The following is a 21,477-nucleotide window of genomic DNA, read 5'->3' as shown; positions in this document are numbered from 1 at the left end:
GGCTTGTCGCTTTCTTTATAGTGGAATAAACTGATCTTTTTTGTCTGCATGAATCGCAAGTAGTTGCCATTTTTCATTTAAATATTGCTTATCCAGATCAAGTAACTCACTTCTTCTCACACCAGAGCGAATATACTCTGAAAAAGTCCAGATCGCATCTTTTGTTTCGGTCCCATTATTAGCAGCAATCACTTGAAGCGATTCAAGTAGAGCTGTTAATACAGATAAATCCTCGCCTCCATATTGCCTAATTTGATAAAAGCAACGGTACAAATAATCATTGAATTTTCTTTGTTTTAAAATCACACGAAGGCTATCGCTTTTGTCATTATAGTAACTCCTGTGGAGATTCTTTTTTGCAAGCACAGTTAACACTCTAGCTAATGCTCTCACTCCACTAACAGCGGTATTCGGGTCATTGATTCCAGAGGATAAAGCCCTTAGCGTGATTTCGACGAGTTTTGTTAATCCAAAATCAATATCTTGAATCGTTGCTCGCTCTTCTCCAATATGCAGATGTTTACGATACAAATCTTTCTTTTGATCGGGAAGGCTGCCATACGTCTGCAGAAGTACAGCTCCTTTTTCAACATAGTTCCCTAAACCTGCTTCGACTTTGATAATGATGTTATCCGCTTCAGCTTGTTTAACTAATCCATCTACATCTATCACTTGTAAGTAACCATTCTTTTCATTCACAATCAGATGCGGAGTACGTAAGATGAGTTCTTCACTTTCCCAATCTTTCCACGGTTCATCTTGATCGTTAGGTGTTATGTCTTCATAATAACGGTTGATTGCAGCAATTGTATTATCAGTAATTTGGTGAATTAAGTTACTAACTTGAATCCACCTACCTACATGGTGAACAAAGAAGACAAAGAACCCTACACAAACACTTGCAAACCCTACAGCCACTGTAGGAGATATAAACACTGTATTTGCTCTTTCTTCACGTAAAATAAGCAGTAAAATCAACGAGAAGAGAAAACCACCTATAAATACACCAAGAATACGTTGCGTATGGACATCACTCATAAAATTTTGCATCGTTCTAGGAGAAAATTCTGATAAATACGTAGTTAAAACGACCATAATCGTTGAAAAAGAGATCGTTGTCATTGTCAATAAGGATGAAGAGATTGTACTTAGTAACGTTTGAGCGAGATTAATATCGGTTATAAGATAACTAGGTATACGAGAGAAGAGGTCTGTGTGGTTGATTAAATAACGATCAATACTAAAACAGATAATAGCAAAAATAATGGAAATCACACTATACAGAGCTGGTATAAAATAAAATTGATTACGAATTTGCAACCACCTTGAATGCACATCATCACTCTCCTTATACCTTTTAGTTAGTATGAGCAGATCAGAGGTACCTTATTTAAGAGAAGGAATAATAAGATCACGTAACGAAAAAGACTATTATAGAAAAGGAGCTGAGCGAGATGTCCATCCAAAATCCATCAGATGATAAAATTAAAGAGGTTTTACATACCAGTAAACGAATAGCTGTAGTAGGCTTATCAGGAAATCCAAGTAGGACTTCTTATATGGTCTCTGAAGTCATGCAAAATGCAGGATACACGATCATTCCAGTCAATCCTACAGTTGATGAAGTATTAGGAGAAAAAGCTGTCGCGCGCTTGCAGGATATCGAAGGAGAGGTCGATATTGTAAATGTTTTTAGACGAAGTGAGCATTTACCTGAGGTTGCAAAAGATACTGTTGAAATTGGTGCAAAAACTTTTTGGGCCCAACTTGGCGTTGCTAATCAAGAAGCTTATGATTATTTACATGAGCATGAAGTTGAGACGATTATGGATCGTTGCATTAAAGTAGAACATGCAAAGTTCAAATAATAACCTTAAAAACGTGCTTTCTTATTGAAGGCACGTTTTCTTTAGTTTCTATTTGGTTGAGATACATACACAAGGTTATCGGTCCATTCCCCAAATTCATAAATGAACCCTTTTCGTACGCATTCATATTCCATCCCTACACGTTTTGCTAAAGCAATGGAAGCATGATTATCTAGGTTAATATGAGCTTCGATGCGATGATAGTTCAGGTTGTTGTGGGCTAAGCGCAATACTTCTTCTACAGACTCCTTACCATACCCTTGACCCCAATAGTGATTATGAATAGAATACCCGATTCTCCCCCAGTGAAAATCTTCACGCATCAAGGTAGAGACATCAATCACCCCAAGATGAGCCCCATCCTGTTTTCTAAATACACCGAATACATACAACGTATCTTGTTTTGCGGCAGATTGATGATTGTTTACTAAATCATAAAACCATTGCTCGGTGCACACACTCATATTAACTTTCCCTTCATCATATCGATGTTTTGAAGGTTCGCGACGTTGATACTGCGTGAACCAATTAAGGTAGTCTTGATACACATATGGCCTAATTTCTAAGCGATTTGTTAAGCCTGTTAGTAAAAAAGGATTCACGGTTGCCCTCCTGAATAAATGTAAGTAAATATCCGTTATTGTATAGTTGATTGTATTATAGCATGGTGTATGGTGATTGAATCGTCAATGATTCGTCAAATTCCGCTATGACTTTTTTCTTAGAAAAAGCAGGAATCCCCAAAAGAGGTTGCGAATACTGAAATAACAGCTACAATAGTAAAGGCGATAGTGAACGTATAATAGAAACGTGTGTTCGTTTGTGCTACAATACAAGTAGCATGTTGAAAGGAGTACCAATCTTGACAAAGAAACAGCATCTTGATTATAACGATGACGCAATACAAGTATTAGAGGGATTAGAGGCGGTAAGAAAACGCCCTGGTATGTACATAGGAAGTACAGATGGACGAGGACTTCACCATCTTGTATATGAAATTGTTGATAATTCAGTAGATGAAGCACTCGCAGGATATGGTTCATATATTAAGGTAACCATTCACCGTGACAACAGCATTTCCGTCTCAGATGAAGGTCGTGGAATGCCTGTTGGAATGCATAAATTAGGAAAACCAACCCCAGAAATTATTATGACCGTATTACATGCTGGGGGTAAATTCGGACAAGGGGGCTATGCAACTAGTGGAGGGTTGCATGGCGTAGGCGCGTCTGTTGTAAATGCTCTCTCCGAATGGCTCGTAGTCGAAATTAAGCGTGATGGCACTGTTTATAAACAGCGTTTTGAAAATGGTGGTAAGCCTGTTACTACGTTAGAAAAGCACGGTTCAACGAGAAAAGCAGGGACAACCATCCACTTCAAGCCTGATCCAACCATTTTTAGTGTGACGACCTATAATTTTGAAACATTATCTGAGCGATTGCGAGAAGCTGCATTCCTTTTAAAAGGGTTAAAAATTGAATTAGTAGACATGCGAAGTGACCAGGAAAATGCACTATTTTATTATGAAAATGGAATTGAAGCGTTCGTTGAATACTTAAATGAAGATAAGGAAACGCTTCACCCAGTCGTATCCTTTGGAGGAGAGCATCAAGGAATTGAGGTTGAATTAGCGTTTCAATTCAATGATGGCTATACAGAGAGTGTCTTGTCTTTTGTTAACAATGTTCGTACAAAAGATGGCGGGACACATGAACTTGGTGCAAAAGCAGCCATGACTCGGGCAGTGAATGAATACGCGCGTAAAGTAAAGCTATTAAGAGATAAAGACAAAAATTTAGATGGGTCTGACATTAGAGAAGGATTCACAGCGATCGTATCTGTTCGTGTACCTGAGGCGAAGCTCCAGTTTGAAGGACAAACGAAAAGCAAGCTAGGTACACCAGAAGCACGCTCGGCTGTAGATGGCCTTGTATCAGAAAAGCTCTCTTACTTCTTTGAAGAAAACCCTGATATCAGTATGATGCTGATAAAAAAAGCCGTTAAAGCGGCTCAAGCTAGAGAAGCGGCTCGTAAAGCAAGAGAAGATGCACGTAACGGAAAGAAGAGCAAGCGAAAGGATGTTCTCCTTAGTGGAAAACTAACACCTGCTCAATCAAAAAATCCGAAACGAAACGAACTGTATCTCGTAGAGGGTGATTCTGCTGGTGGTTCTGCTAAACAAGGACGCGACCGTAAATTCCAAGCAGTTCTTCCCCTTCGTGGTAAAGTTATCAATACAGAAAAAGCTAAGTTAGAAGATATCATGAAAAATGAAGAAATTCGAACGATTATTCATACGATCGGTGCGGGTGTCGGCGCAGACTTTGATCTTGAGGATGTCAATTACGATAAAGTCGTGATTATGACCGATGCCGATACAGATGGAGCTCACATTCAAGTACTATTACTAACTTTCTTCTATCGCTATATGCGCCCACTTTTAGATGCTGGGAAAGTATACATTGCCTTGCCCCCACTTTATAAAGTAAGCAGAGGAACAGGGAAAAAAGAAGTGATTGAATACGCTTGGGATGAGCGTGAGTTAGAAAAAGCAACGAAAAAAGTCGGACGAGGGTATATGTTACAGCGTTACAAAGGGTTAGGCGAAATGAATGCGACTCAATTATGGGAAACGACGATGGATCCTGAAACACGCACGTTAATCCGCGTAAAAATAGATGATGCCGCAAGAGCCGAAAAGCGTGTGACAACATTAATGGGCGATAAAGTAGAACCGCGTAGAAAATGGATCGAAACCCATGTGGCCTTTGGTCTTGAGGAAGAAACAAACATCTTAGAAAATGAAAACTTAGCAGTAATTGAGGAGGAATAAGCGTGTCACAAACAGAGCGTTACTTAGACCTTCCTTTAGAAGACGTGATCGGTGATAGGTTCGGTCGTTACAGTAAATACATTATTCAAGAGCGTGCATTACCAGATGCTAGAGACGGCTTAAAGCCGGTGCAGCGTCGGATCTTATATGCGATGTACCGAGATGGAAACATAGCCGATAAACCATTTCGTAAATCTGCTAAAACAGTTGGTAATGTAATTGGTAATTACCATCCTCATGGAGATTCATCAGTGTATGATGCGATGATTCGAATGAGTCAAGAATGGAAAGTGCGTAATCTACTCGTTGATATGCACGGGAACAATGGGTCGATTGACGGAGATCCACCTGCTGCTATGCGTTATACAGAGGCGAGACTCTCCAAGATCTCCTCAGAACTGTTGCGTGATATCGATAAAGAAACGGTTGATTACATACCAAACTTTGATGATTCAGAAGATGAACCAGTCGTCTTACCAGCTATGTTTCCTAATCTTCTTGTGAATGGCTCAACAGGGATCTCTGCAGGGTATGCCACTGATATTCCTCCTCACCATCTTGAAGAAGTAATTGATGGCGTGATTATGCAGATGGAAAAACCTTCTACTACTCTTGAGGAATTGATGAGTGTTATCAAGGGACCGGATTTCCCTACTGGAGGTATTGTTCAAGGAATTGATGGTATTAAACAAGCGTATCGAACTGGTAAAGGCAAAGTTATTGTACGAGCGAAAACGGAAGTAGAGGAATTACGTGGTGGACGTGAGCAAATCACGATCACCGAAATTCCATACGAAGTCGTTAAAGCCAATCTAGTGAAAAAAATGGATGAACTGCGTTTTGATAAAAAAGTAGACGGAATCGCTGAAGTTCGTGACGATACAGATCGTACGGGTTTACGCATTGTGGTAGAGCTAAAAAAAGAGGCAGATGCCAAAGCGATTCTCCACTATCTATTAAAAAATACTGACCTTCAAGTAACGTATAACTTTAATATGGTAGCCATTCATAAGAAAACACCAAAGCTAATGGGCTTGCAACCGCTTATACAAGCCTATATTGAGCACCAGAAGGATGTTGCTACTCGTCGGGCGCAATATGACCTTCGTAAGGCAACTGACCGTCAGCATATTGTAAAAGGCTTAATTAAAGCCATTTCGATATTAGATGAAGTCATTGCTACAATCCGCTCATCAAAAGATAAAAAAGATGCTAAAGAGAATTTAATTAGCAAATATCAATTCTCAGACGCACAAGCAGAAGCAATTGTAACGTTACAACTATACCGTTTAACGAATACAGATATTACAACATTAGAAGAAGAGGCAGCGGAACTAGAACGTCGTATTCATGAATTAGAAGCTATTCTAGGTAGCGAAAAAAAGCTCATTTCCGTTATCAAAAAAGGGCTACAATCGGTGAAAAAGCAATTTAAGGACGTTAGACGTACAGTTATTCGAGACGAAATTGAGGAACTTAAAATCAATATGGATGTTCTCGTAGCATCTGAAGACGTCATGGTAACCGTGACGGAAGAGGGCTATGTGAAGAGAACGAGCATACGTTCTTACACCGCATCAAACGGTGAATTACCTGGCATGAAGGAAGGAGACCGCCTTCTTGACCGTATTGAAGTGAACACCACTGAAACGCTTTTGCTGTTCACACGATTGGGTAGCTATCTCTATGTACCTGTTCATCAATTACCAGACATTCGGTGGAAAGATAATGGGCAGCATATTGCGAACCTCGTTAGCTTAGATCGGAACGATTCGATATTAGCAGCCATGACTGTAAAAGAATTTTCTGATCAAGAATCATTACTCTTTGTTACAAAGAATGGCATGGCCAAACGCTCTCAGCTTTCCTTGTATCAAGCTCAACGTTTCTCTAAACCTTTAATGGCTTTAAAATTAAAGGGAGATGACGAGGTTATATCTGTGATGAGAACGAATGGGCAGCAAGAGCTATTTATCGCCACCCATCAAGGGTACGGACTATGGTTCGATGAAGAAGAAGTAAGTCTTGTGGGGCAACGAGCAGCAGGCGTTAAGGCCATAAACTTAAAAGAAGATGACCGAGTAGTAGATGCAATGTCAGTGGTTCCAGGTGAGAAAGTCGATTTATTTATTGTCACTCATCGAGGTGCTGTGAAAAAGATGGGATTAACAGAATTCGAGAAAACCTCACGGGCGAAACGAGGTCTCGTTATGTTACGAGAATTGAAATCAAACCCTCACCGCGTAATCGGTTGTAAGAAGGTAACAAGAACCACCGCGATAGAAGTAGTGACCACAAAGGATCATATCGAAACGATTAATCCGTTTAATTACCGAAATAGCGACCGGTACTCGAATGGTTCCTTCGCTGTTGATACGGCTCAAGCTGGTGTTGTCAAAGAAGTAAGGCAATATCTTAAAGAACCAGATGAACAATAAGAAAAAGCTGAACCTTAAATGGTTCAGCTTTTTTAAGCTTCTTTTACCCAACCTTCTTTAATAAATCGAACGATTGAGCGAATAACGCCAATGTCATTTAAGATCATGACCAATACAAGTACGACTGGACCAACAAGAAGCCCCAAGGCTCCGAACAACTGCAATCCAACAAATAGAGAGATTAACACAGCCACAGGATTTAAATTTAAATTAGAGGAGAGGATTTTAGGTTCAATGAGCTGTCTCACTGCAACAATGATGCCATATAGAATCGATAACCCAATGGCCATAGAAAACTCTCCTGTAATATATAAATAGACAAACCAAGGAATAAGGATCGTTCCTGTACCTAAGTATGGAAGTAATTCAGCAATCCCTATTACTACAGCAAGTGTGAGAGCATGTTCTACCTGTAAAATAAGCAGGCCTACTAAGACGATAACACCGGTAATGAGCATTAATATAAACTGAGCTTTTACAAAACCAAATAGCCTTGCTCTTACAGCTATGCCAAAGTTCCTTGCTAATATCAAGAAGGAGGGAGGAACAGCATCACGAAATCTTTCTTTATAAAACCACCATTGTTTCCCCATAAAATAAATACTTAAGAAGATAAATAGGAAGGCAACTAAAAATGTCGGAACACCAAGTAAGATATGAGTAATGCGATCAACTAAGCTTTGGCCAGCTTGTCCGAGCAAGTTTCCTACTTGAGAACCAAGCTGAATAACACTTTGACGAAGTGCTTCTTGCTCCTCGTGACTAAATGTATCAAAAACCCCTAAAACTTGCTGCCAGAAAGGAAAAATCACTTGATTAAAAAACTGTTGTAAAGAGACAGAGGAGGTCTCGATCCACCCTGGGATTTGTTGAAAGAAATTACGTAAGCTGTAACCAATTAAAAATAGCGTACCTGTTAATAAGGAACTAACTAAGATGATTCCAGCTAATAAACCAAAGAAACTAGCAAAACCTGAACTGAATTTAAGTTTTTCTTTCATAAAACGAATCCACGGCTGTAAAAACCAAGCAATAAATGCAGCAATCCAAAACGGATACGTTACGGAAAATACTTTTATAACCAACCAACCAAGACCAAAAATGGCAATCGATATTATAACTGTGCGAAGAATCATCAAACCATGTTCGCGTGTCATATCATTATTCCTTTCAAAGTGAGGATAGAAGCTGCGGCATAATGGTAACTTATACCATTATATTAATTCTCAACAATAGCAGAGTCAAACGAGTTTAATGATAATTTGCATTTTTAATAAAAGTCTATGAAGAAATAGATAAATCAGAACTAGAGAATCTACAAATAGAGTATAACTTTATTATGTAAACTTTATGAAGATTATAGTGAACTAAAAAGTTATAAATACTGTCATACTGATGTGATAGTCATCCAATGTTAATTAAAAAGAATTTATTGCTCATGAGCTATAATAAATGAGGTTAACTATAAACTTGTAGTTAATCGTTGATAACTATGAGGCTCGTGAAATACGTAGTTAAGTAAAAATGACAATTACTAAGCTAAGTGTAAAGAGTTGATCACCTCATTAAATTTTCTTTTCTGTCTCAAAACTAGAAGTTTACTTTATATATGATACAGATATTATGTTATTTCAATTGGTTCCTATAATATATATTATGTCGACTTCTAAAACAAAAATAAAAGCAGTGGTAATTATTACTCCACTCCTTTCTCTCTCTTTATATTATCAATGTATTATTAAAGGTCGAATTGATCGTATTTGCGTCTTAGGTATAGTTCTTTGTTTAGGTATATCCATTCACCAAACTTTTTTACAGAATCTTTTCCAGTTATATATACTCTATAATGTGAATCAATCATTACCATCCTCGAATCAAGTTGATGCTCTGATAAAATGTTTGTTAGCTTATACATAAATGTCTCAGAACCACCTACAAAGCACACATAATATTTTGATCGATAAATATGCCCATCACCATCAAAATACCCTCTTATAAAATGACTTAGATATTCATCTGGTATGTTAGGAAATTCTACCGTATTAGACTTATTTGGTTTAATCCCGTGTAACTGAATAATGTCTGCTTTCATTACCTTGCTATGCACATACAAGGTGTAAACATTTGTTTTATCGTTTAGATAAATTTTGTGGTTTGAATCTAACTCTGCACTTATTTGTTCTAAGATCACTCGATCGTTTTGAGAAAAGGAAATGGATTGTAACTGATCTTAAACCGTTCCATCCGCCAGAAAAAAACCTATTATATAAGCCATACTATTTGACCAATGTTTGAAGTAATCTTCGTTGAGTGTATACTTACGCTTCCAACTACCGTGTGGCCTTCTTTCTACATTCATTTCATTCAATACTTTACTAATATAACGTGCTGAAACATTTGCTTGTTGACTTATCTCGCTCGTACTATGACCACTGCTGTAAAGGTGTACGATCTCTTCTTTAGTAAGTCTACATTTCCCTCTCTTTCCATCCATCGCCCTCACCTACCTTTACTGTTTGGTTTATTATAATTATAGTACATGCGTTCTATTTTTCGTTAATGTAAATCTATGTAAAATCATACATTACAGAAAAAGAACGCCTCTCCTAAAAGAAACGTTCCTTATCTTATAATATATACCTGAAATCAACCTAAAACCTAGGCACTAACGTATACTGATTCACTCCATTTGTCGGAACGGCATTAAAGAGGGTTTGTTTTCGGTCTGGGAATTTAACCGCATAGGTAATGGGTTGAGCTCCTGTAGTGCTTAGGCCTCTTATCGTCACCACGCTCGGTACAGGTACGGAGTAGGCTGCGACATTGCTGTTTAGCACATGTAACTCTCTAATGGGCTGACCATCTACTAAGATTTGAACCTCATTGTTTGAGTCGCCTAAGTAGTCCCATATCAACATTCGTGCACTTCCTGACCCGTTAGTAAAGCCCGTCACTTCAAAGTCGCGCGGTTCTAATTGAATATCTGTATCTACTGTTAATCCAGATTCAATAAATTCACTTGATCGGTTTAAAATCTCGGCAGTGGCTTCTTCCTCAGCTAGTGATGAGGTACTTAGAGTTAATCCAATAATAGCAAATAACAGTGTAAATAACCCAAGTCCTGTACGAAACTTTTTTTCACCTAAAAAAAGCTCTTCATCTTTCTTTTTTGGGGCTGCTTTATTATTCAATTTTTGATCTTGGGAGTTTTCGATACTATCCATAGAAGTAATCTTTGGTTTTTGCTGCTGGTCTCTGTCATTATTCATTCTAACCTGCTCCCTTACTTAAACATTTTCACGCTTATTGGGTATTTCTTATACCAGTAAGACAAGAACAACCTTGTTAGTAAAACGCTGATAATCGCAAGTACAATCGCAATTGGTCTTGATATCACTTCATTTTCAGCCCATAGATTCATAAAGAATAAACCAAGTGCAAAACCAGTTGTTCCAATAAACAGCATTTGACACAGCGGCCATAGAACAGGGATCTTGTGATAGATTTTTTTAAACGTTTTTATACGAGCGGATAAATATAATATGAAACTAATGAAAAATAATAATGGTAAGAGATCTGTTTTTGGTACTTGGTACTTGTTAACACTTAGGATATCTGAGAACGTCATAACTGGTCCAAATAGTAAAATGAGCAAGGTGATTAAGTATAGAGGGATAAAACCAAGGAATAGCAACCCCTTAAGTAAACGGAATGCATTATTCATCCTCTCACCTCTCTTCTCACATCATCTGCATCAATCGTCGATAACTCTTCAATTGTAGCGTCGGGTTTAGTAGCATAACGAACAGCATGCACCCGAATCGCTTCCTCACAATTATTTCTGACAAGACGTCCATTTCCACTGTCAAACCGACTGGTACTCTCTTTAAATATTTGCAGCAAACTTTTTTCAGCTTCTTTTGTTGCTTTGTAGCCCTTACTATGGAAGATCAATCGACTTATTTTAAGCAATTCATTTGCTGTATAGTCCGGGAACTCTATAATATGAGGAAAGCGCGAACGTAGGCCGGCATTCACATTTAAGAAATCTTCCATGTCTTTGTTATAGCCGGCAACAATGATGACGAGTTCATCTTTATAATCTTCCATCGCTTTGACTAGCGTATCAATCGCTTCTCTTCCAAATGAATCGCTAGCAAGACTATAGGCCTCATCTATAAAAAGAACACCGCCTAATGCTCGATCAATAACCTCTTTCGTCTTCAAGGCTGTTTGCCCCACATAACCTGCAACAAGTCCAGACCGGTCTGTTTCGATCAATGTATCGGATTTAATCACATTAATTTCTTTTAGACGCTTCGCTATAATGCGAGCAATCGTCGTCTTTCCTGTTCCAGGATTTCCTTTAAACACCATATGCAAGCTTTGCCCGCCGATATCTGGTAGACCGAGAGATTTGCGACGTTCTCTCATCTCAATTTGTGCAAATAAACTCTTTGCAAAATCTTTTACTTCACTAAGACCTATAATTGCTTCTAATTCTTCAAACGCTGATTGATCCACTTCTTGTTCCTCAAGGTTAAAATCATACTTTGTAATCATCACTAGTTCATTATTCGTCAATTCAATTTCATCAGCAATACGAACAGCTTGATTCCTAATGGCTTCTTCTAATGCATTCCGAACAAGTCGCCCGTTTCCACTATCTTTCTTACCTACAATTTGTTTCGTGTCATACCATTTCTTTAATGGTTTTTGGAGACCTTCTTCTAAAGTGAAGCCTTTAGCAATGGCCATAGCCTCTGCAATTTGAACCAATTCCTCAGAAGAGTAATCTGGAAATTCTAGCTGCAACGGAAACCTAGAAGCTAAGCCTGGATTCACTCTTAAAAAACCTTCCATGTCTTCTGAATATCCGGCTAATATGACCACAAGATTATCTTTATGGATTTCTACAAGACGTACAAGCTCATTTATGGCTTCTTCTCCAATCCCTCCACTATTCTTATCCACCAAGGCATATGCTTCATCTATAAATAGCACCCCGCCTAAAGCAGATTCGACGACTTCTTTTGTCTTCTCTGCCGTTTGTCCAGCATAACCAGATACTAGTTCCGTTCGACCAACTTCAACTAAATGGCCTTTTTTAATGACACCTAAATGCTTTAACATTTCAGCAACATAACGGCCAATTGTCGTTTTTCCTGTACCAGGATTTCCAGAAAAGATCATGTTCAACGTTTGCTCGGTTCTAATCTCTATGCCAGCTTCTTTTCTGCGTTGGTTTACAAGAATTTGTTTTTCAAGCGTACGTAAAAACGTTTTGACATTAACAAGTCCAATAATGTCACTTAATTTATCTTCTAATTGGAAAGGTTCCTTCACCGTTAAGCCAAAGTCATCTTTTGTTAATAGTTGAAGTTGTGAGATATCTACTTCTTGCTCAGCTAAACGAGCAGACTGCTTGCGGATCGCTTCCTCTAGTAGATTCCGCACCAGTCTTCCGTTTCCGCTATCATTGCGACCTGGAATTTGTTTTCTCTCAAATAATTCGACTAGCTCAGTATTTGCATCTTCCTCAATCTGATAATCTCGATGTGTCGCCAATAAGTGACTAATTTCAAGCATTTCCCGAGGTGTGTAATCAGGAAATTCAACTTGAAAAGGAAACCTTGATGGTAGGCCTGGATTTGACTTTAGAAAGTCGTTCATTTCATTTGTGTATCCTGCTAATATCACGACTAGATCATCACGATGGTCTTCCATCCCTTTTACGAGTGTATCAATAGCCTCTTGACCAAACGGATCATTTTTTTCTCTTGAGAGAGTATACGCTTCATCTATAAATAAGACACCACCTTTTGCTTCATGAATCTTAGCATTTGTTTTTGGGGCGGTTGAGCCTAGGTATTGTCCTACTAAATCTTGCCTCGCCGTTTCAACAAGCTGGCCTTTAGAGAGAACCCCCATCGACTGTAAAATTCGGCCGAGTAAACGAGCGACTGTGGTCTTTCCAGTTCCCGGGTTACCGGAGAAGATCATATGTAACGTTAAAGGAACACCCTTCTTCCCTGAGTCTTTTCTCATTTTTTGTACTTTAACGGTATCCATCAATTCTTTCACATACAATTTCACTTCATTAAGTCCAGTTAAGTCATGAAGTTCTTTTAATAATTCCTCTAATGATTCAGCTTCGTCCTCTGAGATCGAAAGGACGAGATAGTCTTTATCAGTCTTTGCAAAAACTCTACCATCTTTTATAAAAAGTTCAATCTGATCATTCGCCTTAATTTGGTTTCTTGCACGTAAATCAACTAATGCACTGAAGAGATCGAGTTCAATCCATTCATGTAAAGAAGTGCAATACCCTTTTGACTGAAGTGCCTGTTCGCTTAAAAAATCACAGATAGAATCATTGTAGTGGATATGAGCTTGAGTATTACTAGCAAATCGTTCACCTGTCACCTGCAGTAATCGTTTCGCAATGGTTGTAAGGGACTGTTTCGATAACCCTTGTGTTAAAACGGTAGAATCAATCTGTTTTCTTATCTCAGCTGGTAATGTGGATAACGCTTCATTTTCTTCTTGGAACTCGCCTTCCACCATGAAAATGACAAAATAATCTTTCGCGTCAATCGTAATTCCTGACTCTGTACGAAAGAACCCATCACTTACAAGCGAAGTGATAAAATCAACGATCTCAGCTTGAGCCTTATTGATTCCTTTAAAAACTACTGTTCCTATACCGAATTCAAATGCAGCGGCACAATCAGATACAAAATTCGATTGAATCTCACGCTCGTTATAGAGAGCCAGGTTCACTTCGGTCGCTTTTCTATACGGGATCAATCGTTTTTGATAAAGTTGTTCCATTAAATATGTAAGACTTAATGATTTCCCAGTTCCCTTTGGTCCTCCTACAAGTAATACTTGCTGTACGATTCCTTTTTGATGGTGGAGAAAAGCCTTTTTATAACAAGTCGTAAGGTTCTGAATAAACGCATCCTGCCCAATAACTTGACGATTCAAATACGTCTCCATTTCTATAAATAGCTCATCTAGATTGTCAGTTTGAGAGGTTGTTCTCAGCTGTTTAAACCCTCGCTTAGCATCTCGGGTTACTTCTTTCACTGCATGTGCTGAAACAGGACTATGTGAAGCGGCTGTTGACATGGGATGTGAGGATCCAGTAGAGGTAACCTGGTTAGCACTACTCCCCATAGCTATATGAGATGAACGATTTTTCTTAGTGATAAAACCATGTTGCTTTACATAATCGAATAACTGTACTTCTGGCAGGACAATTCTTAGCCATTTTTCAAACGAAGAAGGCATGGTCGTACTCCTTTCAAATTCTTACCTATTCTGACATTTACGTAGTGGCTCTCTTTCCTCATTTTAAGATAACTTCCAAAATAAGCAAAGGTTAATTTCTTTCTTCTGCTTTTACTCGAGATACTTACGAAAGAATCGATTAGGTTACAGAGCAAAGTGAAGCTACAGCTGCCATGATGATAAAAAAGACATAACCTCACATGAAAGTGAATGTTATGCCTTTTTGTCATTATAAGGTTTACGAAACTTGCTTATCCTCTTTTGTTGCAGTTCCTCCGATAGCGCCTCCACTTTTACCTATTAACAGTAAGTAAAGAACGATACCGGTTCCTATACCCCATGCTGGACTTACAAAAGCTGTAATCATCCCGATGGCTAGGGCATATCCACGTGAGATATTATCATGTACCATCGACATCGCCACATAGGCACAGGCAAAACCTGTTAGTAATAAGGTTAGGGATAGAGCAACGGGTAATAACGGTACGATGATCCCGATGATTGGCATTAAAAATCCTAATGGTAAAGCAAGCAAATACCAGCTAATTGTACCAGAAAAGATGGAATCTAATGATTTTCTACCAGACTTGTAGCGTTCCATAATAAATACTTGAATCCCTGTCCACATAGGACCATGTAACGGAATAAGCACTCCACCTGTGAACATTTGACCTAAGTTTCGAATCGCTAATGCCCAATGGGTACGTGTGTGATTCACATCAACCTTCTCATCTTGTCTTGATTTAGAGGCCTCTTTTAATAATGAATCAGCTACAAGAAGATCCCCGAACACTAGTACATAAATCATCAGAGAAATCGGAATAGCTGAAAGAACCAATGACCAGGATGGCATGCCTACTCCCCATGGAGACACAGTAGCAAGTAACTCGCCAAATTGAGGAATGAAAAATCCCCATTCAACTGCAAAGGTTAATTCTCCTGCAAATGTTCCAACAATCCCTGCCACGATAAAACCTACTAACATGGCGTTTGATGCCATTAATACTTTTGCTTTTGTATTCGGTAAGCGCCCGAATGGTATTGAAAACATTAATACTAAGACAACAATCCAAGAGGTTATGAGTGTAAAAGGTAAGGTTTGGACCCGATTAATCTCCGACATAAATGCAGCAATGGCGGCACCAAGGATAATACCGGCTTTTAAGGGGCCTGGGACTAGTTGATTAAACTTTTGTCCAAGTCCTGTTATTGCAAAGAAAATAAATAAGAAGGACACGACTAAGGTGATCGCAATCATCGCTTGTACGGCTTCCGGTCCCGGCGACACACCACCTAAAAAGACCAATATTAAAGGCAGAGCTGGGGTAATCCAACCAGCAGCATAGGCATCACCAAATAAAATGGTTTGTGACCATACCCAGAATAATTGAATCGTTAAGATCGACCATGCTACTTCAAAAGGAATTTCAAAGAATTGCATCATTAATGGTGCTAGAGCTCCCCCTGTAGCAAGTGATAAAAAGGCCCCTTGAATCGCTTCAGGCCACGAAATAGCGACATGTACTCCAGGTAGCCGCATCGTAAACGGTCCCCACTTAACACCTGGCTGAATTCCACCATATGTACGTTTTTTCCCCATTTTTCAACCTCCCAAATTTCTTAATCACTCATAAAAGAAAACGCTTTCATAAACCAAAAATATTATAAACTAACCGGTCAGTATGTTAGTCTATATACCTACTTTAAATACTATTGCTTATAATGTCAATACTAAGATTGAATTTTCTGATTTTTTAAATGCGGCTTCTTCCATGAAAAATCCATTAAGAAGGTTATACTCTTTCTTAATGGATTTACGTTAGTAACGAGCCTTTATGAACGAGCCTTCTTTACTTCTTCATCACGCAATTTTCGTCTTAGTAATTTCCCGACGGCTGACTTTGGTAGTTCCTCGCGAATTTCCACGTACTTAGGAACTTTGTACGGAGCGAGTAGTGTTTTAGTAAATGAAATCACTTCCTCTTCAGTCGTTGATTCCCCAGATTTTAATGTAATAAATGCTTTTACCGTTTCTCCTCTATATTCATCTGGAACACCGACGACGATTACCTCTTGAATGGCAGGATGTTGATATAGAATTTCCTCAATTTCTCGAGGATAGACATTGTACCCACTCGCGATGATCATATCCTTTTTGCGGTCGACAATATAAAAGTACCCATTTTCGTCCATTCGCGCCAAGTCTCCTGTAAATAGCCAGCCGTCTTTTAACACGGCACTTGTCTCCTCTTCTCGTTGCCAGTAGCCTTTCATCACTTGTGGTCCTTTAACGATTAACTCACCTACTTCGCCTACAGGTACTTCAACAATACCACGTTCGGTCTCTTGAATAATTTTAGATTCTAATCCTGGTAGTGGTATACCGACGCTTCCCACTTTTCTCTCACGTGTCGGTGGGTTAAAGTGAGTGGTTGGCGAGGCTTCAGACAGCCCATACCCTTCACATAAGTTACAATTCGTTCTTTTTTCAAATAAATGGAGTTGCTCAACAGGCATAGCTGAGCCTCCACTATTAAAATAGGACACTTGATCGAATTCGTATTCTTCTAATTTCGGATGACTATTTAATGCAACATACATGGTCGGCACCCCTGAAAACTGGAAAGGCTTCTCTCGTTTAACCGTTTCAACAACTTCCTGGAGGTCGAAACGAGGTAAAATAATTTGATTACATCCACATTTGAAGCCCAAAAAGACGTTACAAGTTAAGCCATAGATATGAAACATAGGTAAAACACTCATGATTTTTGGATTGTCTGGGTACTCAATAGGTTTAAACATAAACTCATAGATTTGTTCTAAATTCGTAATCAAATTACGATGTGTAAGCATAACCCCTTTTGAAACACCAGTTGTGCCACCCGTATATTGAAGCATCGCGACGTCTTCACCTGGGTTAATTTCTACTTGAGGTGGTTCTTCAATACCGCATTTTAAGAAATCCTCATAATAGAAATCATGTTCATCAATTTCTATTACTTGTGACCCTAAACTTACAACAATGACATGCTTAAGATTCGTTTTCTCCTGAATTTGTTTGACGCGTGGATAAAGCTGATCTAAGACAATCATGTATTCAGCCCCGGAGTCCGCAAGCACATGTTCAATCTCTCTTTCAATATACATTGGGTTGACTTGAACTCCAATGCCTCCAAGTTTTGATACACTAAACAACGTAAAGAGATAGTGGGGTGTATTCGGGAGCATAACGGCTAAGCGATCCCCTTTTGTAAACCCTAGACTATGCAGGGATGAAGTATATTGCTTGGTGATTCCATCAACCTGCTCATAAGTAAACGTTCGGTCATAGAATGTTATGGCGGTTTTGTTCTTGTGTTTTTCAACCGATTGAGTAAATAAATCATTCAATGAGAGATGATCGTCGACTTGAATCGTTTCTCCTACACTTTTATGATAAAGTGATAACCATGGCTTATCCTTGTAAATGGACATATTGATCCTCCTTGTATTGAGTAATTTCAAGAATATTGATCCTGAGCTGTCGTCCATCACGTGAAAGTTGCCTTCTAGTTGGATATTTTTTCTTGGTAGTACTTGTTTAATCGTTCTTTCATAAAATCTGGTAGTGGTTGACTTGATTGTGAATTAAAATCAAAATGCACCACAGCCGCTCGACCTCTCGCTACTACTTCTTTAGCGGGATTAAACACTTCATGGACAATGTGGAAACTAGATGTACCGATTTTTTCGACCGAAGTTTCTATCGTAAGGATTTCGTCAAAATAAACTTGCTTGATAAAGTCACATGAAGTTGATGCTAAAATGATATTCCAATTTTCGATCGTCATATCTGGATTGAGTTTTTTAAAAAATTCTACACGTGCTTCCTCAAGATAGATAAAGTAGCTGACATTGTTAAGGTGACCTAATGCATCGGTTTCACAGAAGCGTACTTTGACATTCGTCTCGAATTTCATTTCATTCTCCTTTGTAAATAGTGTTTTAATCATCCATGTTCTTTTACGAGTTAAAGAATATCTTCCGCCAATACATACCTACTAGTTGGTATGTATTGGCCCTGTAAGAGATAACAAAATGATTTTTTATGATTCTCTTTCAATTAATGTAGCAATTCCTTGACCCCCACCAATACAAGCTGTAATTAATGCTGTTGCTTGATTTCTCCTTTGCAATTCATAGATTGCCTTCGTTAATAGAATCGCTCCTGTTGCCCCTAATGGATGTCCGTGTGCAATCGCACCACCATTAACATTTAATTTTTCAGGATCAAATTCTAATTCGCGATCACATGCGATAACCTGTGCTGCAAAAGCTTCATTTAATTCGATTAAATCGATCGTATTCAATTGAATCCCTGCTTTGTTTAATAGCTTTCTTGTCGCTGGTACTGGCCCGATCCCCATAATCGTAGGGTCGACACCACTCACCGCGTAATCTCGTATAACCGCTAAAGGTTCTAAGCCGCAAGCTTTTGCTTTTTCTCTAGACATGATCACAACGGCACTAGCAGCATCATTTAATCCAGAACTACTCCCTGCTGTTACAGTCCCATCCTTAAGAAATGCTGGGGATAGCTTTGATAAAGCTTCAAGACTGGTTGAAGGTCGTGGATGCTCATCTGTATCAAATCTAATACTTTCACCCCGTTTAACTGGGATCTCTACTGGAACGATTTGATCATTAAAATACCCTTCTTGCATAGCTCTAGCCATTCGTTGTTGACTTCGCACGGAAAATTCATCTTGTTCTGCTCGAGAAATACTGTATTTTTTGGCAAGATTTTCGGCTGTAATCCCCATAGGTGGGTCGCCAATTTCTTTAGGTGATAGTTGAGAAGCACGGAATTTAGGAGGAACTGGTGAATAGGCTTTAGTTGGACGATCCATTAAGTAAGGTGCCCGACTCATGCTCTCGACTCCACCTGCAACAAAAACATCACCATCTCCAGCTTTGATCGCCTGGGCTGCAAGATTAATTGAGTTAATTCCTGATCCGCATTGGCGGTCAATCGTTAGACCTGGGATTTCTAATGACAAACCTGTTTGCAGGGCTGTTAAGCGAGCGATATTACCACCACCACTTAAAACATTCCCCATAATCACGTCATCCACCATATCTGCTGAAATCGAAACCCGCTCAAGCGCTTCTTTGATCACAACCGCTCCGTAATGATGGGCATCTAAACCTGCTAGAGAACCACCTTGTTTTCCTATTGCCGTACGAACCGCTGACACAATCACTGCATCTCTATTCGACATTATCCTTCCTCCTTCTATCATTTATAAATTAGATGTGTTCTTCTTTACCTTTCTAGATAAGTCACACAATTCCTTTAAATTTATATGCAGGTTCTATTTGAATAAAGTCATTTCTCTCAAAATAAAAGCGTCGAAACGTGGCTAATTGTTACTATACACAAATGACTAAAGCCTACTTCACCAAGAATAACCTACCTCAAATATTGAGGTAGGTTATTACTGCTACTGTATCACGTCCCACAAAAGGTTCGATAAGGACGATCTGATTGCGGTGGCAATATGGAATATTCATTCTGTTCAGGGGTATATGCGTAAGGATTTGTTAGCACATGAAGAAGTCGTTCCATAACACTGTAATCACCCTCATTCACAGCTGCACTAAGCGCTTCTTCTACTCGATGATTGCGAGGGATTAGGGCTGGATTGCTGTTTTGCATTAATTGCTGTTGCGAAGCTTTTGATTCTTCCTGCCTGGTTAATCTAGCCTGCCATAGCTCCTGCCATTTTGTAAATTCTGGTTTGCCAAACAGAACAGATTCATTCATCTTATCCATGGTTAGAGCACGAAAAGTATTCGTGTAGTCTGCTCGATATTTTTGCATTATGCTAAGGAGACCCTCAATAAGCGCTTCATCCTCGGGTTCCACGTTAAAGATTCCGAGCTTTGATCTCATTCCACGCAGCCAATTTGAACGATACAACGGCGTAAACTCTGAAATTGCTTCTTGAGCTATTTTGATAGCCTTCTCCTGATAATCATCGAGAAGCGGTAATAACGTTTCAGCAAATCGAGAGAGATTCCATCCAGCTATAAAAGGCTGGTTTCCATAGGCATAACGGCCTTGAGTATCAATCGAACTGAAGACGGTGGAAGGGTCATAGGTATCCATGAACGCACAAGGACCATAATCAATTGTTTCCCCACTAATCGCCATGTTATCTGTGTTCATCACACCGTGAATAAAGCCCACTAGCTGCCACTTTGCAAGTAAATCAGCCTGACTCTTGATCACTTCTTTAAGAAGAGAAAGGTAGCGGTTTGACCCAACCTCAGCTTCTGGAAAATGTCGCCCCCATGTATAGTCAGCTAGAGCTTGAAGATCTTCAATTGATCCCCATTTCGCAGCATATTGAAACGTCCCAACACGTATGTGACTTTTAGCCACACGGGTCAGAATCGAACCAGGCTGTACAGTTTCACGAATAACCGACTCACCGGTTGCCACTACCGCCAGCCCCCGTGTGGTAGGAATACCAAGTGCATGCATGGCTTCACTCATAATGTATTCGCGGAGCATCGGCCCAAGTGACGCTCTCCCATCACCACGACGAGAGTACGGCGTTGCACCTCCTCCTTTAAGCTGAATGTCAAAACGATCCCCATTAGGCGTGATTTGCTCACCAAGAAGAACAGCCCGTCCGTCACCTAGCATCGTAAAGTGTCCGAATTGATGACCAGCGTATGCCTGCGCAAGAGGCGAAGCACCTTCAGGAATGTGGTTACCTGCAAGATCTGCAACACCCTCTTCGCTTTGGAGATACTCTACATCTAAACCTAGGTTTGTTGCTAATGTTGAATTTAAAATGATCAGCTTGGGTGAGCCCACAGGAGTTGGGTTAACTTTAGTGAAAAATGTCTGAGGCAGACGATTATAACTATTATCCAAGTTCCATCCTATTTCTTTTCTTTTTAACATTGTATCTCCTTTTCACCATTTGGCTTAATTGATCTATTTTTTATCATAAGAACCTTAGAATATATGAGTGGATGCCCCTCCTTT

16 protein-coding genes are annotated in these 21,477 nt (G+C 39.2%); 3 read left to right on the top strand and 13 right to left on the bottom strand.

Features of this window, described 5'->3' with window-relative positions:
- Nucleotides 1-15: 15 nt before the first annotated feature.
- The gene (locus tag AB3N04_RS01425; protein ID WP_368504378.1) at nucleotides 16-1,335 is read right to left on the bottom strand and encodes a DUF2254 domain-containing protein; all 1,320 of its coding nucleotides are present in this window, start codon (nucleotides 1,333-1,335) and stop codon (nucleotides 16-18) included.
- Nucleotides 1,336-1,454: 119 nt separating this feature from the next.
- Here AB3N04_RS01425 and AB3N04_RS01420 point away from each other — a divergent pair, with 119 nt between their 5' ends.
- Nucleotides 1,455-1,868, top strand: a complete 414-nt coding sequence (locus tag AB3N04_RS01420) for a CoA-binding protein (protein ID WP_368504377.1) — start codon at nucleotides 1,455-1,457, stop codon at nucleotides 1,866-1,868.
- Nucleotides 1,869-1,909: 41 nt separating this feature from the next.
- On the opposite strand, the gene AB3N04_RS01415 is transcribed toward AB3N04_RS01420, so the two are convergent.
- Complete coding sequence (locus AB3N04_RS01415) at nucleotides 1,910-2,470, bottom strand: GNAT family N-acetyltransferase (protein ID WP_368504375.1); 561 nt, start codon at nucleotides 2,468-2,470, stop codon at nucleotides 1,910-1,912.
- 260 nt (nucleotides 2,471-2,730) lie between these two features.
- Between AB3N04_RS01415 and parE the strand changes: the two genes are divergently transcribed.
- Both parE and parC read left to right on the top strand, forming a co-directional pair.
- On the top strand, nucleotides 2,731-4,701 hold the full coding sequence (parE, locus tag AB3N04_RS01410; protein WP_368504374.1) for a DNA topoisomerase IV subunit B: 1,971 nt from the start codon (nucleotides 2,731-2,733) through the stop codon (nucleotides 4,699-4,701).
- A 2-nt stretch (nucleotides 4,702-4,703) separates the two neighbouring features.
- Nucleotides 4,704-7,139: a DNA topoisomerase IV subunit A gene (gene parC / locus AB3N04_RS01405; protein WP_368504373.1), complete on the top strand. Its 2,436-nt coding sequence runs from the start codon at nucleotides 4,704-4,706 to the stop codon at nucleotides 7,137-7,139.
- Between the two features lie 32 nt (nucleotides 7,140-7,171).
- Here parC and ytvI read toward each other — a convergent pair whose 3' ends face one another.
- The 11 genes from ytvI to AB3N04_RS01350 all read right to left on the bottom strand — a co-directional run bounded on the left by ytvI (nucleotide 7,172) and on the right by AB3N04_RS01350 (nucleotide 21,393).
- Complete coding sequence (ytvI, locus tag AB3N04_RS01400) at nucleotides 7,172-8,296, bottom strand: sporulation integral membrane protein YtvI (RefSeq protein ID WP_368504371.1); 1,125 nt, start codon at nucleotides 8,294-8,296, stop codon at nucleotides 7,172-7,174.
- Between the two features lie 581 nt (nucleotides 8,297-8,877).
- On the bottom strand, nucleotides 8,878-9,231 hold the full coding sequence (locus tag AB3N04_RS01395; RefSeq protein WP_368504370.1) for an LAGLIDADG family homing endonuclease: 354 nt from the start codon (nucleotides 9,229-9,231) through the stop codon (nucleotides 8,878-8,880).
- A gap of 138 nt (nucleotides 9,232-9,369) precedes the next feature.
- Nucleotides 9,370-9,633, bottom strand: coding sequence for a hypothetical protein (locus AB3N04_RS01390; RefSeq protein WP_368504369.1), 264 nt, complete (start codon nucleotides 9,631-9,633; stop codon nucleotides 9,370-9,372).
- Nucleotides 9,634-9,790: 157 nt separating this feature from the next.
- Nucleotides 9,791-10,408 carry a hypothetical protein gene (locus tag AB3N04_RS01385; protein WP_368504368.1) on the bottom strand — a complete coding sequence of 206 codons (618 nt, stop codon included), beginning with the start codon at nucleotides 10,406-10,408 and terminating at the stop codon, nucleotides 9,791-9,793.
- A 14-nt stretch (nucleotides 10,409-10,422) separates the two neighbouring features.
- Entirely contained in the window at nucleotides 10,423-10,863 is a 441-nt protein-coding gene (locus AB3N04_RS01380; RefSeq protein WP_368504367.1) for a hypothetical protein, read from the bottom strand.
- On the bottom strand, nucleotides 10,860-14,435 hold the full coding sequence (locus AB3N04_RS01375; RefSeq protein ID WP_368504366.1) for an AAA family ATPase: 3,576 nt from the start codon (nucleotides 14,433-14,435) through the stop codon (nucleotides 10,860-10,862). Before AB3N04_RS01375 ends, AB3N04_RS01380 begins: the two co-directional genes overlap by 4 nt.
- 238 nt (nucleotides 14,436-14,673) lie before the next feature.
- Nucleotides 14,674-16,035 carry a hypothetical protein gene (locus AB3N04_RS01370; RefSeq protein WP_368504365.1) on the bottom strand — a complete coding sequence of 454 codons (1,362 nt, stop codon included), beginning with the start codon at nucleotides 16,033-16,035 and terminating at the stop codon, nucleotides 14,674-14,676.
- 233 nt (nucleotides 16,036-16,268) lie between these two features.
- The gene (locus AB3N04_RS01365) at nucleotides 16,269-17,909 is read right to left on the bottom strand and encodes a long-chain fatty acid--CoA ligase (protein ID WP_368504364.1); all 1,641 of its coding nucleotides are present in this window, start codon (nucleotides 17,907-17,909) and stop codon (nucleotides 16,269-16,271) included.
- A 74-nt stretch (nucleotides 17,910-17,983) separates the two neighbouring features.
- Nucleotides 17,984-18,394, bottom strand: coding sequence for an acyl-CoA thioesterase (locus tag AB3N04_RS01360; RefSeq protein ID WP_368504363.1), 411 nt, complete (start codon nucleotides 18,392-18,394; stop codon nucleotides 17,984-17,986).
- A gap of 126 nt (nucleotides 18,395-18,520) precedes the next feature.
- Nucleotides 18,521-19,696 (bottom strand): acetyl-CoA C-acyltransferase, encoded by a 1,176-nt coding sequence (locus tag AB3N04_RS01355; RefSeq protein ID WP_368504362.1) that lies wholly within the window; start codon nucleotides 19,694-19,696, stop codon nucleotides 18,521-18,523.
- A gap of 230 nt (nucleotides 19,697-19,926) precedes the next feature.
- Nucleotides 19,927-21,393, bottom strand: a complete 1,467-nt coding sequence (locus tag AB3N04_RS01350) for a YdiU family protein (RefSeq protein ID WP_368504361.1) — start codon at nucleotides 21,391-21,393, stop codon at nucleotides 19,927-19,929.
- Between the last annotated feature and the right edge of the window lie 84 nt (nucleotides 21,394-21,477).

It is taken from the genome of Alkalihalophilus sp. As8PL, assembly GCF_040939795.1.
Classification (GTDB): Bacteria; Bacillota; Bacilli; order Bacillales; family Bacillaceae_D; genus Alkalihalophilus; species Alkalihalophilus lindianensis.
The sequence above is the reverse complement of the archived record's forward strand: the minus strand, read 5'-3'. Positions and strand labels throughout refer to the sequence as shown.

What these genes read in the sequence shown, in the direction of transcription:
- AB3N04_RS01390 (WP_368504369.1), bottom strand. Translation starts at nt 9,633, where the DNA reads ATGGATGGAAAGAGAGGGAAATGTAGACTTACTAAAGAAGAGATCGTA.
- AB3N04_RS01360 (WP_368504363.1), bottom strand. Translation starts at nt 18,394, where the DNA reads ATGAAATTCGAGACGAATGTCAAAGTACGCTTCTGTGAAACCGATGCA.
- AB3N04_RS01375 (WP_368504366.1), bottom strand. Translation starts at nt 14,435, where the DNA reads ATGCCTTCTTCGTTTGAAAAATGGCTAAGAATTGTCCTGCCAGAAGTA.
- AB3N04_RS01385 (WP_368504368.1), bottom strand. Translation starts at nt 10,408, where the DNA reads ATGAATAATGACAGAGACCAGCAGCAAAAACCAAAGATTACTTCTATG.
- AB3N04_RS01395 (WP_368504370.1), bottom strand. Translation starts at nt 9,231, where the DNA reads ATGAAAGCAGACATTATTCAGTTACACGGGATTAAACCAAATAAGTCT.
- AB3N04_RS01370 (WP_368504365.1), bottom strand. Translation starts at nt 16,035, where the DNA reads ATGGGGAAAAAACGTACATATGGTGGAATTCAGCCAGGTGTTAAGTGG.
- AB3N04_RS01365 (WP_368504364.1), bottom strand. Translation starts at nt 17,909, where the DNA reads ATGTCCATTTACAAGGATAAGCCATGGTTATCACTTTATCATAAAAGT.
- AB3N04_RS01380 (WP_368504367.1), bottom strand. Translation starts at nt 10,863, where the DNA reads ATGAATAATGCATTCCGTTTACTTAAGGGGTTGCTATTCCTTGGTTTT.
- ytvI (WP_368504371.1), bottom strand. Translation starts at nt 8,296, where the DNA reads ATGACACGCGAACATGGTTTGATGATTCTTCGCACAGTTATAATATCG.
- AB3N04_RS01355 (WP_368504362.1), bottom strand. Translation starts at nt 19,696, where the DNA reads ATGTCGAATAGAGATGCAGTGATTGTGTCAGCGGTTCGTACGGCAATA.
- AB3N04_RS01420 (WP_368504377.1), top strand. Translation starts at nt 1,455, where the DNA reads ATGTCCATCCAAAATCCATCAGATGATAAAATTAAAGAGGTTTTACAT.
- AB3N04_RS01350 (WP_368504361.1), bottom strand. Translation starts at nt 21,393, where the DNA reads ATGTTAAAAAGAAAAGAAATAGGATGGAACTTGGATAATAGTTATAAT.